This is a genomic window from Candidatus Culexarchaeum yellowstonense (assembly GCF_024707025.1).
Classification (GTDB): domain Archaea; phylum Thermoproteota; class Methanomethylicia; order Culexarchaeales; family Culexarchaeaceae; genus Culexarchaeum.
This window is the reverse complement of sequence record NZ_JANGFQ010000217.1, coordinates 1-2,232: the sequence shown is the minus strand read 5'-3', so window position 1 is coordinate 2,232 and position 2,232 is coordinate 1. Positions and strand designations below refer to the sequence as shown.

Annotated in this window: 3 protein-coding genes and 1 pseudogene; all 4 read right to left on the bottom strand. The window is 39.7% G+C overall.

Annotation, left to right across the window (positions count from 1 at the left end; all coding sequences use genetic code 11):
• Positions 1–172: aldehyde ferredoxin oxidoreductase N-terminal domain-containing protein (locus MRT15_RS12680; protein WP_369684982.1), on the bottom strand; the 172-nt coding region annotated here is incomplete at its 3' end.
• Between the two features lie 105 nt (positions 173–277).
• Positions 278–928 carry a hypothetical protein gene (locus tag MRT15_RS11420; RefSeq protein ID WP_304330355.1) on the bottom strand — a complete coding sequence of 217 codons (651 nt, stop codon included), beginning with the start codon at positions 926–928 and terminating at the stop codon, positions 278–280.
• A gap of 436 nt (positions 929–1,364) precedes the next feature.
• Positions 1,365–1,913, bottom strand: coding sequence for a hypothetical protein (locus MRT15_RS11415; RefSeq protein ID WP_304330354.1), 549 nt, complete (start codon positions 1,911–1,913; stop codon positions 1,365–1,367).
• Positions 1,885–2,232, bottom strand: a pseudogene (locus MRT15_RS11410) (hypothetical protein); the annotation flags it as partial. The pseudogene MRT15_RS11410 and the gene MRT15_RS11415, both read right to left, overlap by 29 nt.

Here is a 2,232-nt window from a genome sequence, read left to right as displayed (position 1 = left end):
ACTCCCTAAAAAGCACATAAGCACAAAAACCCCTACCACCCAAAAAAGCCCTATAAACATCCTCAGAAACACTTTCAACCCTAACCTCACCAGTGGAAAGATTAACCCTAAGCCACCTACCATTAAACCCAAAAGGCAAAACAAAACACCCAAAACAAAATATGACAAACACACCACTTAAAACTTATGAAAAACAACACCCAAAATCCTCATCCAATCAAAGGATAAACTCCACAACCCTCCCCACAGCCTCATCCACCAATCCCTTAACATCATCTCAACTTATATCGGCAGATTTAAACTTGAAAACCTCCCTCCCCAAATATTCATTGAATAATTTGCAACCATACTTTATCAATGTCCATACCCTCAAATCCGTTTTAGACACCCTCCTCCACCTCCCAAGCATCTTCAACTTATCGAAATCCACTTCATCCCTCCTAAAATATAGGGTTGCGAAGGCATCCATGAAAGACCATTCAGCCAGGCAATCAACTATACAATGCTCCAAAGCCTCAACAAATAAACCATCAACCTCCACATACTCGTAAGGTATCCTCCTATGAAATTCAACCTCAAAATTCCAACCCATAACTTTCGCGAAAGCTTCCAAAGCCCTCCCATAAGATTTATCATCAACAGCTAAGTGGAAGACATCTCTATGAATGAAATCATAATTCCATATGCTTGCAGCAGTCTGCTTAACCACAACCTTAAACCCCCTATCCACAGCCAAAAACTCCCAAACATCCCTATAGCTTGTTGGAATCCAATACCAACCCCAAACCACACGCTTAACCACACCACACCTACTCAACCTATACAAATACTCCTTAGCCCTAGGATGAACCTTCCGCGCATAATTCAAACTAAACAAACTCCCAAACCAATCCCTCAACAACCTAACCCTAAAATCATCCAAATACATAAAGTCACCTTCAAAAATAAATTGGCATACAAACAATTTAAAACTCCCCCTCATCCCAACAAGTATAGAAAACCCATACCACTCCACATACCCAACTTAACGCTCCAGAGGGGTTAGCTAACCTATTGCAAGAATAAAAAGAGAACTAACACTAACAAACAATAGACTAACCCTCCTCACAAAACCAATAATAGTGTTTAAGAAGCGTTATAAAGGTTGCCTTAACCGATAATGATTTATCCTTCAAAGTACTTATAGAAGGCAATCTTGTTCATCCTTGAAGTCTTAATAACCTCCCTCCCCCATAAAGTCATTCAATTTATAGTCTATCAAGTAATCTAAAATTCTGAGCATAAGGGAGTTCCCAAAACTTAATTTAAAGCAAGTTGCATTCTTCAATTATCCCAATTAGAATTTAACATTATAGCTGCATCGTCTAGAAGCATTCTAGATTTCGGAGAAGAAATGAGGCGAAAATTGTTTGATCTAGCTTACTCCACATGAATTTCACGAAGCGTGCTATGTCGTTGATGATCTTGTTAAATTCAGCCCCAACAACTTCTTGAAGCTCTCTACAAACCTCCTCCAAACTTCCACGTTTAAGCATTTTCCTCTCATCCTCATCACAGTACTTACCAGTAACTTTACATAGAAACTCCTCAATATTCGGGTCAAATATTATTGCAATCAACCTCCTATCCCTCTTAAAAACCCCTACATGCAACCCATCTCCATACATTGCTTGCAACTCAAAATTCACATCTATATATCTCCTCGAAGGACCTATCTCATAATCTATGAATATGAGAATATGCTCATCACTTTTGAGATTTCCAAGACCCTTCTCAGCCTTCTTTATGACCTTCTCACGTCCCATCTTATAAGTATGATGAGCTTTAACTTCCAAACCAAGATTCCTAGCAACTGCCTCAGCGAAACAGGTATTAGCATAGCATTCAGCTAGCACCAGTCCTACCCTCAGCACCCTTAACAACCTCTACAGCATACTTCCCCAAAACTTCAGAGGGAGGTCCTAATAGCACATCCTCCATTGTAGCCAAATCCTTAGCCATCTTATCAACATCCAACATGCAGGCAGACGTAGAACCATCAACACCCCTATAAACATAATAAGTCCTCAAATTCTTCACACAATCCTGCAATCGTGAAACAAAGAGTGGATTATGAGTTGAAACAACAACATAAACATTACCCACAACCTTACCAATATGCTCCGCAAGCATGTTTAAAAAGTATGGGAAGACATGCGCCTCAGGCTCCTCAAGAAGCACCACAAACTTCTT